The sequence below is a fragment of the Methylobacterium nodulans ORS 2060 genome, from assembly GCF_000022085.1.
Classification (GTDB): domain Bacteria; phylum Pseudomonadota; class Alphaproteobacteria; order Rhizobiales; family Beijerinckiaceae; genus Methylobacterium; species Methylobacterium nodulans.
Map to the genome: position 1 here is coordinate 626,246 of NC_011894.1, position 14,575 is coordinate 640,820.

A 14,575-nucleotide genomic window follows, 5' to 3' on the forward strand; every position below is an offset into this window, starting at 1 on the left:
CGAGAACTTATAGGGGGGTGTCGATGCAACGGCCGTCGTCGGCAGCCTTCAGGAGCGGAAGAGTGATCTGCAGCTCACCCCCAACGGCCTCGAGTTGGTAGTTGCGGAGGTTGCTCCCACCTTCGGCTTCCCACTGCGCTGAACGGGGGTGAGCAACCGGATCGGGCAGCGTCATCAGCGCCGTGTCGCGGGATCTCTCGACCAGCCGCTCCATGGCATTGACGCGCGCAAGAACCCCGACCGCATCAGCATGGCCGTCCGCCCAGACGTGATGGTTCTCAGGGCGAGCAAGCCAGCGGAAGAGATCCGGATCGCCGAAGCGCCCGCGCTTGCGCGTCTGTTCCGTGGCGATGATGGCATGAAGTGCCTCTTGTCCCTTGTCTCCGCTGCGGCGCCACTTCTCGCGCAGGTCGTCCCAGCCCCGCGTCATGCGGACGGTGATGAGGAAGTCGCGCTCGCCCATCGGTAGACCGAGCTGCGCGATCTGCTCTTTGCGGGCGCGCTCATACTCGCGCAGCGTGCTGACCTTGGTCGCGAGATCACCCTTCAGGTGCGCGGAGCTGAACTGCTCAAGCCGCTGGACTCGAGCGGTGTGCTCGTCCCGGGCTCGCGTGCACCAACTCTCCCAGGACAGGAGATGGCCGACGGCAAGGCGGAAGGCGAGACGATCCCAGGGTGTGAGGCTGCTCCTCGACCCGAGGATGCGCGGTGCGAGCGACGGCTGAAAGAGCGGGAGAACACCGAAGTCCCTCTTCAGGGCCTTGATGATCGCCGAGGTGCCGCTGGCGGCCTCCTTCCTCAGTTCGCCCAACTTGCGAGCGAACTCACGCGGCCAGATCGGATCCTGTTTGGCGGCGAGACTGCGCCACCGCGGAGGCGCTCCCGTGTCGACGAGCCACGCTCGACCAGCATCGGTGTCGAGCCATGCATTCGCTTCCGCGAGAACGGCAGGATCGATCGGATCCGATGCCGGCACCTGATCGAGCCAGCTCGGAGCAGGCCTGTCGACCTTGTTGAAAGCTTCCAGAAAGCCGGCGCTGTTCGGATCCGTCAGCGGGCCGAGAAAAGCGTTCGCGAGTTGGGCATTCGCGTCGTCGGCGAGAACGATCGCCTCATACAAGGACCGGCACAATCGTACAATCTCGTCGTCAGATCCGCCTGACCCACCGTTCCGGGCCTGCGCCTCACGGGCTTGTTCGAGCAGCTGGCGTCGGACCTCGTCTTGAGGCACAGAGCCGTCACTCGTGCTGTAGGTCTCGCCCCGAAGAAGCAGCAGCTTCTGCTCGTAGAAACTGACCGCCTCATTGACGAGACGATGCGTGCTCCAGAGCGCTTGGGCCTTCTCCAGCTCGGACGGGTGCCGAGGAACGACGATCTTCAGTTTAAGCGAGCGAACAGGCATGGCTCAGAGCACCAGATTGTCCCTCACCATCGGGGGTCCAAGCTTGGCTGTCTAGGCCGAACGAGAGTGCAATGGGAATGCCGTGCTCTCACGCGATAATCGGCTCTGGCTCGACTGCTGGCTTTGGCTCCGGCACGAACATCGAGACAGGCCGATCTGACGCTCGCCAGCGGTCGAGGAATTCTCCCAAGTGAGTGTCTGAAACGCAGAGAGGGCCCCGATCGGCCATAGGTCGCCGAGGCTCTCCATCACATGCGCCATCCGGGGCACTCGTCAGCATCGCCCGAAGTGGCGCAGCCCGCATGCCCGCTGCTGCGGTCGCGCCGGACGGATCAGGACGAGCCGTCGTCGTGCTCATCACCATCCGGCTCGGCATCCCCACCGTCCTCGTCGTGCTCGTCCTCCACCTCGCAATCCATCGTGCCGCCATCCCCCCAGCGGATCTGCGACGTGCTGAGGATGTGGTAGCGGTCGCCGTCGATGACGGTCACCCCGAACTCCGCCGTGCGCTCCGGGGAGCCCAGGGAGGGCTCGTCGTCGCCCTCGTCCTCCAGGTCGGGGTCGCCGTCGGCCTCGTCGAGGCAGGTGATCAAGGCCTCGATGGCATCTTCAATTAGGCGGCGGCAGCAGTAGCGGTATTGCACGGACAACGGCGCACGAGCGCGCGCCAAGAGACGGCGATCGATCGACATAATAAAAGGCGACCTCAGTGCGAATACCCGGACGGGCAACGGCACGGCCAGAGCAAGTAGGGGGTGCGGTGCGGATCCGGACCTCTGCACCCGCTGACGCAGCAGGAGTTGCCTCAGTGGGTGCCGTATCGGCCGGCTCTGCACCACCTGCCGTTGAGCCGCTGACATAACGTTAGCACAGTATAGGGTGGTGTCGATATAACCCATGCAAGCAACACTGGAAAACCGGCGCCGGATCCAGTCAACCCGGAAGAAACAAATTATCTTTTTATATCAAAAGGTTGATTGCGCCCAGCAGGTTCCAGACTCCGTCCGCACGTCCGACCGCTGCCGAATGGCCGATGAGCGAACATGCAAGTTGTACAATTATGACCTTAGGATATGCTGATAATCTAAGATTAGGCATTTAGAGATTTCAAGGTTTAGAGGTTTAGGAAATGCGAGCGCCACCACTCACGCCTAGAGTGCGAAAAAATAACCTATGGGTGCGGCCGGATCCAAGCGCGACGTCAGAAACGACGAAAAGCCCGCCGCGGCGGGGCCGGGCGGGCTCAGAGCATCGGGACAGGGCGGACTAGGAGGGCGCCGGAGGCATGTTGCCGGTTACGGTCAGGCACCCCCGGACTGCCTGCCGTGCGCTCCCTGGTAGCGACGCCTCAGCTCGGCGACCGCCTGCTGCAGCCATGCTGGATTCAACGCAACCGGAGTGCCCAGCTCGGCTGCCGTGCGATCGACCTCGTCCAGAGCGACCCGGATGAGATCGCACGCCAAGCGCCGATGCCGCTGCTCGGCCAGAGCCAGCCGCAGGCGGGCACCCTGGGACGGCTCGATCAGGGGGTCGTCACAGCGCTGTGGCCAGAACCAGCGGAACGGGTTCACCGGCCCATCCCCCGCCGGAGTTCGTCAATGTGCTCCAGGATCGTCTCGATGCGTCCTACCGTCATGTCGAGCTTCTCCCTGGTCCACTGGTCGTTGATGACCCCGTGATTCTTCAGGTCGGTGATCAGGGTGCGCGTTTCGGCTTTGGCCTGCTCCACCGCCTCATGCAGGCGCTCGAAGATGCCGGTCCGGCTCTCCAAGGCTGCCGTAACGGCGGCATTCGTGCCGTTGTTCCGCTCGACCGTGACGGCGAGTTTCCCGATCAGGGCCTCCAGGTTGCTCTGGTACTTCTCGGTCACGGCATCGTAGCGTCGCTGCAGGTACGACATGGCCAGGAGCGTGAGCGCAAGAAGGCTCCAGGGACCATAGTCCTTGAGGAGACCGGCCAGTTCGAGGGGTGTCACAGATCGGCACCTGGGCTCATGGACAAGGAGATCCCTGACGATCAGGCTCGCGGCCCGACTTGATGCGGTCTCGGGTGGAGGCGCCGGGCCGCGCGAAAGCGGCCCGGGCTCCGGGATCAGGTCTGCGGGAGCAGACTGCGCGATCGATCGAGGGCGAGGCGGCGGGCCATGTCAGGCCGCCCTCTTCCCGCCCCGCAGATAACCGGCGAGCAGAGCGCCGGCACCGATGAGGATGTTGGTCGCGGTGCTCGCCGTCGCCGGGTCGTTCAGGATTGCGGCAAGGGCGGGCTTTCCTGCGGCCATGGCGACCGCGGCGCCGAAGGTCAGGGCGCCGGCGACGACGCCCGGGGTCAGGAACTTGGTCATCGGAGATCTCCGGAGGATGCGCCGCGGAACCCGGCGGCGCGCGGGAAGGGTCAGGCCGAGAGCCAAGCGAGCGCACGCCGCCACCAGGGCGCCACGGTAGGCGCAGGAGCGGTCGACAGCGTGGGGCCAGAAGAAAGCCCGCCGGAGGGGGCGGGCTGGGCGACTTTTGACGGGGACACGTCGGCGTCGGCCACCAGAGGCGGTGGAGCCTTATCCGGCAATGACTTACCGCCGGGCGAGTTTTGACCTGGATTTGATCGCTCGGCCGCGAGGGCTCGGGCCAGCATCGCCTCGACCGTGTCGGCCGAGACGAGCGCCCTGTTGCGCCCGTCGCCCGCATAGTAGCTCTGGCCGCGCATGACCGTGCGCTTCCGGCCCTTGGTGGTCGCGAGGACCGGCAGGCTCGCCCATTCCTTGGCGAGGCTGAGCGCGAAGCCGGCCATTGTCAGCCGGCCGGCGATGAAGCTGTCCCAGCCGCGGCGACGCAGCAGGTGCATCGCCATCCGGTCCTGGAGGTCGGGGGAGAACAGTTCGCGGCCGGTCAACCCCATCTCGCCCTCGATGTCCTGGATCGTGCCGGGCTTGTCGAGGGTGTCGCGCATGAACTGGTAGCGGCCGCAGGCGCTCGATCCGAAGCGCCTGGTCCAGGCAGGCTGCTCGGCCTCGACCTGATCGAGCGTCCACGTGGTGATGTCGATGCCGAGCTTCGCCTGGCCGTTGGCGTAGATCGTGCCGTAGCCGTTGGGCGCCTCGGTCTGCCCGATGAAGTCGAGCACGATCGCGGCGCCCGGGGAGATGGAGCGGTCCATGATGACCCTCACGGTGCGGGAAAAAGGAATCGGGATCCGGGACGCCCGGCGCGTGAGGCCGGGCCAATCGAAAGGAGAGCGCCCCCGCGCAGGCGTGAGGCTGCGGACCGCCGCACAGCAGCGCGGCGGCCATCACGGCGGACAGGGGCCACGGGACGGCGCGATCAGTCCCGGCGCCGCTCGGCCAGGAAGCGCGGGCGGGTCCCGGCGGGCAGGAAGTCGCGCATCGCGCCGGAAGCGACCAGCGCCTCGCCCTCGGCCAAGCAGGCCGAGGGGATCGCCGAGCTGCACGGGCGCGGGATGACATCGAGCGCCGTATTGCGGGTGCAGTCCTGGATCGCCAGCTCGACCGGGCAGACCAGGACGACGGTCAGGAGCAGCATGGGCATGCGAGCCTCCGGGCAGCAAAAAGCCGCCCGGAGGCGGCGTCGGAGAAGGCGCAGCCCGTCCGGCATCGGACAGGCCGCGGCAGGCGTGTCGGGGTCAGGGCGTTTCGTAAGTCAGGCTGAATAAGACGCCGCCGGCCGAAGGCGCGCCGCCGTCGTAGCGATGCACGAACGCCACACCGCCGCCGGCCGCAGCCAGTCCGGCCAGCAGGACGCCCGTGCCGATGTCGCGCCCGTACAAGGGCGCGTCGGCCGCGACGGGGACCGGCACGGTGACGTTGATGCCGTCCGCGCAGGTATTGGCGGTCAACTGCGCCTTGACGGTCACGGACACCGTCTTGCCGATGCGCTTGTAGCGGGCCGTCACCGTGCCCACGGTCAGGGAGCCGGTCGTTACGCAGGACACGGTGGGCACATACGCCGTCCAGGCCGCATTATCGAGGACCGTCGTGCCGCCGACCTTGTAGGTGCCGGTCACGTCGGCGCTGGCGCCGGAGAGCGCGCCCGTAGCACTGACGCTCCCGGCTGAGACCGCCCCGGCAATGCTGGCGCTCGCCCCCGACACCGCGCCGGTCGCCGCGAGGCTGGCGCCCGAGACCGCCCCGGCCGCCGTCACGCTCTGCGCGGTCACGCTCTGAACGGTCTCATTACCGGCGCCGTCGACCTTCCAAAGGGTCGTGCCGTCGCTGGTCACGGCAAAGGCGGCAATCGAAGGCATGCCGTTGTACGTGCCGTTGACCTGGTAGCCGTACTTCGGGATCCCGGCAAAGAGATCCGGCTGCACCAAGAACGACGCCTCGCCCGCCCCCATCGACACGAAGCCGTAAGAGACCGATCCACGATTGAGGTAGCAAGTATTGATGTTGTTCGTGACCCCGACGCAGTCGGCAAAGGTGCCGCCCTCGTCGAGCTGATGCTTCGCTTTGAGTGCGACGCCAGTTCCCGATGCTGTCGCCGGATACTTGAGCGTCAGGGTCGAGTTGGCCGTATCGACGGCCGTCACGAGGTTGCCGGCCGGAATGCCCACCCCATAGACCATGATGCCCGAGCGCCATACCGAGATGTTCGTGACGCCCGTGATGGTGCGGCTGCTCGCGGTCACATTGCCCGTGCCGCCGGAGATCTCGGTGGGAATAAAGGGAGGGCCGGCATTGAAGATATCACCTTCGACGCCGACGCCCTTGCCGAACTCGGTGCCAGCCGAGATGACCAGGGTCACGGTCCCCGAAGCGGTCGCCGCCTTTTCCAGGGTGATCGTATTGCCGGTGTAGTTGACGTCGGTGATGACAGTGTTCGGCTGGATACCAGGCCCGGCCACAAGCTGACCGCCCGGATAGAGGCCGTCGGTGCTGCTGACCGAGACCGTCTTCGAGTCGGAGACCGTCGTGCCGGTGACCTTGATTGCGTTGAGGAAGGTGGTCTCTAATCTATTCCAAAGTTTATCCTGCGGGTTAATGAACGCCATCGTTCCGGCCGGCGTTCCGGCCGAGCCGCCGCGCTGCGTCCATTGGCTAACCGTGATGCTTGTGACCTGTCCATTTCCGTTCGTCGTCCAGGATTCGATCTGCCCGTTGTAGCGGGCCGGCGTGTCATTCGTGCGGATCCACATTCCCACGCCGAGATAAACGGTATCGCTAAGCGTGATCGGCGTCGTGGGAACGAAGGTGGTCGCCGTGAACGTGCCGGCGACCGCGGCCATCAGCGGCACGCTGTCGATCTGCGTACAGAGCGCGTAGGCACCAAGCTCGTCGTATGCGCTCGCCTGCCCGGGGTGCGTGAAGCCCGCGACGCAGCCGGGCCTATCGACATTCGCCGAGACGGTCAGCGTGCCCGAGGTGTTGAGCGAGCCATAGGTGTGCCGATTGGTCAACGCCACCGATCCATCCGGCGCGTAGAGCGTCGCGGTTGCCAGCGGCTTGATGTCATAAAAGCCGGAGTAAGGGCCGTTGCCGAGCCCGATCCCCTGCACCCACGACGGATAGGGGCCGGCGTAAGGGTTCGAGGCGCGGGTCGCAGCGCTGGCCTGGAGGCGGTCCGGCGTGACAGTGAATTTTCCGGCCTGCCACGTCCCGAGCGTCGGGCCGTTGAGCAGCGAGACGGCGCCCCCGCTGATGACCGGCACGGCCGAGAACAGATCCTTGACAGCCTGCGCCGACCCGCTGCCGCTCGGCGTGACGACGAGGTCGCCTGCATCGCCCTGCTCGACAGCTTTCTTACCGGCCACGCTGGCGTTGAGCAGGGTCGCGACGCCGAGCGTGTTATCGGTCGCGCGAAAGAACAGCTTCTTGTCGGTCGAGTTGATCACCAACTCGCCTGGCCCGAGCGCGTAAGCGCCCGTTAGCGGTGGCTCGCCTCCAGAGTTGATATAGCGGCGCAGGTCGAGGGACACAGCAGGCGCCGCGAGGACGGCCACCGCGGCCGCGAGCCAGACCGCACGGGAGAGGTTTCGCATGGGGGGATCTCAGGCAGCGGGCGGGTTGAGCACGAAAGTCGAGAGCGCACCGCCGACCCGAGCGGCGAGTACGAAGGTCGGGGGCGTCGTCGAGGTGTCGCAGATGAGTGACCACTGCCCGTCCGCGAGGTCGCCGAGCGCCGGCGCTGTCGTCTTGGCGAGCAATCGCCCCTTGAGGGCGGCCGCCGCGATGGCGTCCCCGATCGGATTGCCGGGCTGGGCCTTGGTCGCGTCCGAGGTGTTGTCGAGATGGTTCGTGCGCGCGTCGAGCGCAGCGAGTTCGCTCGCCGCCGCCTTGTCCGCCAGGGTGGCGGACAGGCCCGCGAGCGCCGTCTGCAGCTTGCCGAGGGTGTCGTGCTGTGCGTCGGCGGTGCCGACGAGGGCAGCCCGCAGCCCGGCGAGCGTGGCGCCTTGGGCCGAGAGGCTGGCCACGAGCGCGGCGTCGCGCGCGTCAACGTACTGCGCGATCCCGCCGCCGACGCGGGTCAGAAACACCTCCAGGGCCGCGATCACGATAGCCCGGTCGAGCGACCCGCGCCGCGTCTCGATCAGGTCCCCGTCGAGCAAGGCCGGCGGCGGGGGCGGCTGCGGCGGCTCCTGGCCGGTCGGCGCGATGGTGCCGAGGTCGAGCTCGTAGCGCGCCTCCACGTCGGTCAGCGCGATCTGGGAGCCGATCGCGACCTCCTGGCCGGCGACCCAGCCGCCCGACGCGGCGAGCACGGTGTAAAGCATGGTCGCCATGCGTCCGATCCTGCAGGTGTGTCGGGGGACTATTCGGCCGAGCGGTCGTCGCTGCCGGCCGACCCTTGCGGCTGCTTGATGCTCAGCGTGGTCTCGGCGCCGGACCGGCTGACCTTGTGGGTGACGCTCTCGATCCGGTAGCTGCCGTCGACTCCGGGCCGCGTGCCGATGACCTCGCAGGTGCCCTCGGCGCGGGCCTCGACGGCGAGCAGCAGCGTGACTTCGCCCGAGCCACCCTCGCGCTCGGATTCCGTCTTGCGGCCCTTGCCGGCGTCCTTGGCGTGGTCCTGGGTCGCGCGCGGGGCCGCCGGCAGGTCGAGCACCTCGGGCGCGCCGGGCGCGTTGCCGATCTCGACGTCTTCCTGCTTCCACTTGGCTTCCTTGCGGTCGTACCAACGCACCCTGGCCTTGGCGTAGCGCGGGCGCGTCTCCTTGGGCGTGATCCGCCAGCTGACGAGGTTCTGGCGGCGGATAGCCCGGACGGTCGGCATCGTACCGCCGCCGGGCGTGCCGCCCTGCCCGCGCTTCGCGAACACGGCCGTGTCGCCCTGGATTTTGAATGTTGCGCCCAGCTCCTCCGCCAGCTCCTGCCCAAGCTGAAGAAAGGTCCTGCCGTCCGTCGACCAGTACGGGCGCTTGATCGACGCGAAGCTCTTGTCGACCTTGACGTCCTTCAGGCCCGCCGCCTTCGCGGCGTCCTTGAGGAAATCTTCCAGGGTCGCGTCGTCCTTGTGCTTGTGCAGGCGCTCCTTGACCTTGCCCCGCTTGTCGACGCTCTTGCAGCTCACGGTGAGCTGCATGCCCGAGCCGCGGGCGGCGCTGCTCTCGGCGCTGTCGACCACGCCCTTGAAGACCGAGACCCCCTCCAACTCGATCTCGACCGGGTCTCCCTTGGTCGGGAGCTTCACCTGCCCGTCCGTATCGTCGAAGACGATGCTCGCGCTGTCGGACTTGCCGCCCGCGTTGTCCGTGGTCTCGATGCTCTCGATATACGGGTTCATGCGGTCGGAAGCGTCGAGCCCATTGACGAGAACGCGCCACGACGTTGCGAGCGACATGACGGATCCTGGCTAGTCGAACAGGCTGACGACCTTGCGGGTCGTGGGCTTGGTTGTTGGCAGGTCGGGCAGGATCACGCGGGTCAAGAGCGGGATCTCCGGCCCCAGCGCAGCGAGGCCCGGGTTGAGCTTGAGGGCTGCCGAGAGCATGGCTGCGGTGTTGCCGGCGCGGCCGTAGGCGCGCCAGAGCAGCAGGTCCAGCACGGCATACCGGTCCTGCACGATGACGGTTAGGGGCATCGGCTCACCCGAACAGGGATGCGACGAGGGAGGCGATCAGGCCAGCGCCCGCGTCCTCGCCCGGGTCGTCCACGCGCTCCAGCTTGATCTCGTACTTGACCTTGTAGGCGACGCCGTCCGGGGCAATCGCGTCGGCATGGCTGTCCTTGATGGACGTGATGACGTACCAACCGAGGGCATAGCCGTCGCCTCGCATGACATACTGCGGCGAGCCGCTGTTCTTGAGATCTCGCGCCAGTTCCAGCTCGGACATGCCGCCGATGTGAAAGGGCAGGAACTCGCCCGACAGCGTGAGCACGTCGTCGGCGGGTCCCTCGTGCTCATACCCCCGGCGGCGGTTGAGCAGGTCGTGCTTGGCGTAGTCCTCGCCATCCTCGCGCTCGGCCCCCGTAACCGAGAACGGGAAGGTGTCGAAAGTCAGTACGCCCACGGAATACTGCACCGAGCCCTCCCGCTCTCGTTATGCGAAGTTGTCACTGAGCGCGTCGCGCACCTTGCCGGTCGAGCCGCCGCCGGCCCCGGCGGGGCTGACGCTCGCGATCGAGGCGTTCGCGGAGGCGACCGCCCCCGGGATGCGCTGGAGCGCCGCCAGGGCTTGGTTCGCCTTCGCGATCAGGGCATCCAGGTTGCCCGTCGAGACCTGCGGGCTGATGCTGACGCCGCTTAGCGCCGCCAGCTTGTCCTTGGCGCCGTCCGCCTTGGTCCCGAGCGCGTCGAGGCCATTGGGATCGGCCTTGGGCGTGATCGCCGGCACGCCGGACGGCGTGACGCCGGGCGCGGGCCGGGTGAGACCTGGGGTGGCCTCCGGCGAGGCCGGGCGTGGGGTATAGCGCTCCTGGATCCGACGCCGGGCGGCCTCGGCCTGCTCGGGCGTGATGCCCTCGCCGGTCGCCTTGATCCGATCCAACGCATCCTGGCGCTCGCGCATCCGCCGCAGATCCTCGTCGGAGTAGCGCGAGAGGCCGGTCCCGCCCTGGTGCAGCGGCTTGCCGTAACCCGGATTGACCCGCTCGGCCCCCGGCATCATGCCGGGGATCGCGGGGCGCTCCGGGGCCTTCGCCGCCGCTTGCGCCGCCGGCGCCTCGCGCGGCCTGAGCGCTTTGCGGATCAACTCGTCGGAATAGAGCCGGCCCGCCGGCCCGTGCTCCTGCGTGATGAGGGCGCGCACGAACCGCTGCATCACGGCATCGTCCGACAGGTCGATGCGCTCATGCAGCCCAACCCCGGCGCCCCGGGCGATGTTCGCCGCCGCCTGATGGTTGCCCGGCGTCCAGCCGCCACGGCGCGCGATGAGATCGGCGACCGTCTGGCGCCCGCCCTCCCACTTGCGCCGGGCGAGATCGACCAGCGCCCGCATGCCGTCTTCGGCGTTGGCAAACACCGCCTGAGGGTCACCCTGATCGGTGTTGCGCGAGGGGCCGATCACCGTGCCGAATGCGCCGACCCGGGTGAACTTGATGTTGCCCGGGTTGTTGTTGCGCATGCCGGCCGGCAGGCGCGCGGCGTCGACCCCCGGCCCGAACTCCGCCTGCGGCGAGACCGCGGGTCCGGGAGCGCCCGCAGATGCTCCCCCGCGGTGCGCGATGCTGCCGAGGCGGCTGCGGGGGCGGCCCAAGTCCGCCCCCGCCCCGCCCGGCAGCGAGACATAGCTCGCCTTGGTGATCGCCGCCGCGCCGCTGCCGCCCTCGAAGTTGATCGGGATGTTCACCCCCTCGGCGAACACATCCTTGATCCGCTCCCACAGGGTCTTGGCCTTGTCGACGGCCTTGGGGCCTTCCTGCTCGATCCCCTTCGCGACACCCTGGCCCGCGTTCTGCCCGGCTTCCGTGCCGGCCCGGCCGGCCGCGGGGATCTGCGCGCGGATGCCGTCGGTGATCCCCTCGCCCGCGTCCGCCCCGGCCTTCTCGGCGGCCTTGATCGCGGCGGCGAAGTCCGGCGGCGCCATATCGGTCGACGCCGGCTTGATCGCCTGGAGCTTGGCCTCCAGGCCGCGGATGGTCGCCTCGACCTCGGCCTTCCGCGCCTCCAGGCCCGACAGGTCGGGCGAGAACGCCGCCTCGCCCGAGGCCTGCAGGCCGGCGAGCTGGCGCTCGATCCCGGCGAGCTCCGCGCGGTAGGTCGCGAGCGCGGACGTGGCGGCCTGGATTGCCGCGGCGTGGTCCGGCGGCAAGCCCATCTCCGGCGAGCGCGCGGGCGGGAGCGGTGCGGGGGCTTGGCCAAGTTCGGGCGGACGCGCAGGGGGAGCTGGCGCACGCACAGTCGGCGCCATCACGGGCGCGGCGGCCGGAGCCGCCTGCGACGCGCCCTCGGCGGGCTTGGGGGCCTCGCCGCCGGCCTTGGTAGCTGCGTCCGTCACTCCGGAGACCTCCGGCGGGCGGACCGACGGGGCCGGTGCCGACACGGTCTCTGGAGGCGCTTGGACCGCGGCGCCCGCCTTGCGCGCATCGAGCGCCTCGCGGGCCGCCTCGCTCAGCTTGAGCCCGGCGCGCGGACCCTCCTCGCCCTTGGTCTCTGTCCCCTGCGCCGTCGCCGCCTTTTCCAGGGCGGCGGTCAGCTCCTTGATGCGGGCCAGGGTGGCGTCGCGGCGCGCGATCTCGGCCGTCGCGTCATCGCCCTGAGACTGCTGGCGGTAGACGCTCTCGTTCTGCCGCTCGAGCCGCTTGTTCAGCTCGGACAGCTCGTCGCGCATCCGCACGACTTCTTCCGGCTGATACCGGCCGCCGGCCGCATAGACCAGCGCGGCGGTTCCGACGCCGGCCGCCACGGCTCCTGCAATCGCGCCGGCCGTGACGCCAGCCGCGCCCGCCGCAACCGGGGCGGCAGTCTTGGCGACCTCCGGCAGGACGCCCTTGCCGCCGAGCGTCGCCGCGGCCGCGCTCAGCTCAAGGGCGGATTTCGAGAGCAGACCCGCGGACCCGGTGAGCGCCTGCGCGCTGGCGCCAAAGCCGAGCAGGTTCTTCATCAGCGTCGCCGTACCCCAGACGCCGCCCGCCACCGCCGCGCCGCCGCCCACCAGCGAGAGGATCTGCTGCTGCGTCTGCGACAGGTTCGAGAACAGGTCCGTGCCCTTCGCCAGGCCGTCCGCCGCGAAGCGGATCAGGCCCTCATTCGCCTGTCCGATGCTGAGGACCATCGTCTCGAACGACCCCTTCAGGTTGTCGATCGAGCCGCCGAGGCCCTGCGTCATGTATTTCGACTTCCTCTCTGCGAACAGCGGATCCTCGCCGATCTTCTTCAGCTCCTCGACGTCCTGATTGAACTGCGCCATCTTCGGCGCAATCATGCCGGCCTTGCCGCCATGCTTGTCCGTAAAGAAGGCGTTGAGCAGAGCGGCCGTCATCTTCGGATTGCTGAAGATCGCGCGCAGCAATCCTTCCGTATCGACGCTCTCCACGGACAGTTTATGGAAGTCGCCGACCATCTTGGCGATCTTCTGCACGTCCTGCGCTTTGGTCTTGCCACTCTTGCCCTTGCCGAACCCCTCCGCGACGATGGCCGAGACCTGCTTGGTGAACTCATCGCGCTCGCCGACGACCTCGGAGTTTTCCAGCAGGTCGGCGAGGCGCGTGCGCTGGTCTTCGGTGAACCCCTTTCCGAACCGCCGCTTGCTGAACGCCTCCAGATTGTCGACGTTCAGACCGCCCGGCATGGTCGTGTACCGGTTGTAGTGGATGCCCGCGGCCGTCAGGGCATCGAGCCCCTTCGAGGTCGGCGCGACCAGCTTTGAGGCCATCGCCCGAGCGAAGACGCCAAGCTCATCGCCGCGCAGGCCGGCGCGGCGTCCGCTCGCGCCGAGGGCGGCGAGCGTGACGTCCGAGAGCCCGGCCTGAGTGCCGGTCGGGAAGCCGAACTTGATGAACTGCTGGGCATCCTCGTCGGACATGCCGCCGAGCTTCGCCATCTTGACGATCAGATTCGTGCCCCGCTGCGCCTCCGCGAGGGATTTCTCGGGCGTCGAGATGTCCTTGTTCGTGTTCTGGAGGAACGACCGGATGCCCTCCGACGCGCGCGTCATGTCGGACTGCATGATCACGGCGTAGTGCCGCGCCTGATCCACCAGTGCCTCGCCCACTCGCGCCTTGAGCGCAGGGTCCTTGAAGGGCAGGCCCTGCATGGTGGCGGTCTGGGCGTGGACGATGTCCTCGTTCGAGAACTTGGTCTCCTGGCCGATCCGCTTGGCCTGCGGGATGAGCAGGCGGCGCTGATCCTCCTCGCTCACGTCGGTGGCGACGTGCTGGTAGCGCGTCGCATAGTCCATCGACGCGGCCGACTGCACGGCCTGGAGACCGATGGCCTTCCCCCGGTGTGCCGCGATCAAGCCTGCGCCCGCGCCGATGGTCTCCAGCGCCTCGCGTCGGGACGCGGCCCGGTCGGCGCGACCCTGCATGGCCGCCTTGCGATGGGCCTCGGCCGCAGCCGCGGCAGCGCGCGCCGGGGCGCTCATACCCTCAACGAGGCGCCGATTCGCCTCGACGGTGGCGAGCGCCTTGCGCCCCGCCTCGCTCATGCCGGCGGCGAGGTCGCGGTAGGCGCGGGCAGCCGTGCGCGCGCCGCCGGCAACGGACGAGAGGACGCCCGTCTGGCGTGAGAGTGCGCCGGTCGTCTGTGCGGCCGCGCCCGCGACGTTCGTCTCGGCCGAGCGCAGGTCCTTGAGCCCGCCGCTCGCTGCCGACAAGCTGGCGGTCAGGCTCGCCACCGTCCGCTTCTGATCGACGAAGATCGCGCGCGTCGCCGCCATCTGGCGTTCGGCCGCCGCATGCGCGCGCTTGGCTGCCTTCAGGCGCGCCTCGGCCTCTGCGACGAGGCCCGAGGCCTCGAAGGCCGGATAGTTGTGCGAGCCCCGCTCCCTGCTCGCCCGGAAGAACGCGACGCGCTTCTCGGCCGCCGCAAGTTCCTTCCCCGCCCGCTCCACCTCGATCTTGGCCTGCCGCATCTTGGCGCCGAGTTGATCGAGCCCGGACGCCGCGTTCTTCAAGCGCGAGAGTCCGTCGCCGGCCGTGCTGAGCCCTTTGAGCGCCTGCGCCGCCTTCCCGGCCGGTCCGCTAACGTCGTCGGTCAGGCGGATGATGAGAGAGGCTGTCTTGCTCACCATCAATATTCATACCTTTAGGACAAGAGGCGCGGAGACGAGATTCCCGCTTGCGAT

The 14,575-nt window shown here is 68.3% G+C and carries 13 protein-coding genes; all 13 read right to left on the reverse strand.

The window, feature by feature from the left end; genetic code table 11:
* Positions 1-7 precede the first annotated feature (7 nt).
* On the reverse strand, positions 8-1,402 hold the full coding sequence (gene cas12b, locus MNOD_RS49860) for a type V CRISPR-associated protein Cas12b (protein WP_015927308.1): 1,395 nt from the start codon (positions 1,400-1,402) through the stop codon (positions 8-10).
* Between the two features lie 332 nt (positions 1,403-1,734).
* Entirely contained in the window at positions 1,735-1,995 is a 261-nt protein-coding gene (locus MNOD_RS02725; protein ID WP_244424649.1) for a hypothetical protein, read from the reverse strand.
* A 708-nt stretch (positions 1,996-2,703) separates the two neighbouring features.
* Positions 2,704-2,973 carry a hypothetical protein gene (locus MNOD_RS02730; RefSeq protein ID WP_015927310.1) on the reverse strand — a complete coding sequence of 90 codons (270 nt, stop codon included), beginning with the start codon at positions 2,971-2,973 and terminating at the stop codon, positions 2,704-2,706.
* Positions 2,970-3,377 carry a hypothetical protein gene (locus MNOD_RS02735; protein WP_015927311.1) on the reverse strand — a complete coding sequence of 136 codons (408 nt, stop codon included), beginning with the start codon at positions 3,375-3,377 and terminating at the stop codon, positions 2,970-2,972. Before MNOD_RS02735 ends, MNOD_RS02730 begins: the two co-directional genes overlap by 4 nt.
* A gap of 171 nt (positions 3,378-3,548) precedes the next feature.
* On the reverse strand, positions 3,549-3,743 hold the full coding sequence (locus tag MNOD_RS02740) for a hypothetical protein (protein WP_015927312.1): 195 nt from the start codon (positions 3,741-3,743) through the stop codon (positions 3,549-3,551).
* Between the two features lie 50 nt (positions 3,744-3,793).
* A complete protein-coding gene (locus tag MNOD_RS02745) occupies positions 3,794-4,552 on the reverse strand; it encodes a lysozyme family protein (RefSeq protein WP_015927313.1) in 759 nt (252 codons plus the stop codon).
* A gap of 164 nt (positions 4,553-4,716) precedes the next feature.
* Positions 4,717-4,941 carry a hypothetical protein gene (locus MNOD_RS02750; RefSeq protein ID WP_015927314.1) on the reverse strand — a complete coding sequence of 75 codons (225 nt, stop codon included), beginning with the start codon at positions 4,939-4,941 and terminating at the stop codon, positions 4,717-4,719.
* Between the two features lie 94 nt (positions 4,942-5,035).
* Positions 5,036-7,390 (reverse strand): hypothetical protein, encoded by a 2,355-nt coding sequence (locus tag MNOD_RS02755; protein WP_015927315.1) that lies wholly within the window; start codon positions 7,388-7,390, stop codon positions 5,036-5,038.
* A 9-nt stretch (positions 7,391-7,399) separates the two neighbouring features.
* Positions 7,400-8,131: a hypothetical protein gene (locus tag MNOD_RS41205; RefSeq protein WP_015927316.1), complete on the reverse strand. Its 732-nt coding sequence runs from the start codon at positions 8,129-8,131 to the stop codon at positions 7,400-7,402.
* A 29-nt stretch (positions 8,132-8,160) separates the two neighbouring features.
* On the reverse strand, positions 8,161-9,189 hold the full coding sequence (locus MNOD_RS02765) for a phage late control D family protein (RefSeq protein WP_015927317.1): 1,029 nt from the start codon (positions 9,187-9,189) through the stop codon (positions 8,161-8,163).
* Between the two features lie 12 nt (positions 9,190-9,201).
* Positions 9,202-9,429: a tail protein X gene (locus MNOD_RS02770; RefSeq protein WP_015927318.1), complete on the reverse strand. Its 228-nt coding sequence runs from the start codon at positions 9,427-9,429 to the stop codon at positions 9,202-9,204.
* Between the two features lie 4 nt (positions 9,430-9,433).
* Positions 9,434-9,871 carry a phage tail protein gene (locus tag MNOD_RS02775; RefSeq protein ID WP_015927319.1) on the reverse strand — a complete coding sequence of 146 codons (438 nt, stop codon included), beginning with the start codon at positions 9,869-9,871 and terminating at the stop codon, positions 9,434-9,436.
* Positions 9,872-9,889: 18 nt separating this feature from the next.
* A complete protein-coding gene (locus MNOD_RS48715; protein WP_015927320.1) occupies positions 9,890-14,521 on the reverse strand; it encodes a phage tail tape measure protein in 4,632 nt (1,543 codons plus the stop codon).
* Positions 14,522-14,575 lie beyond the last annotated feature (54 nt).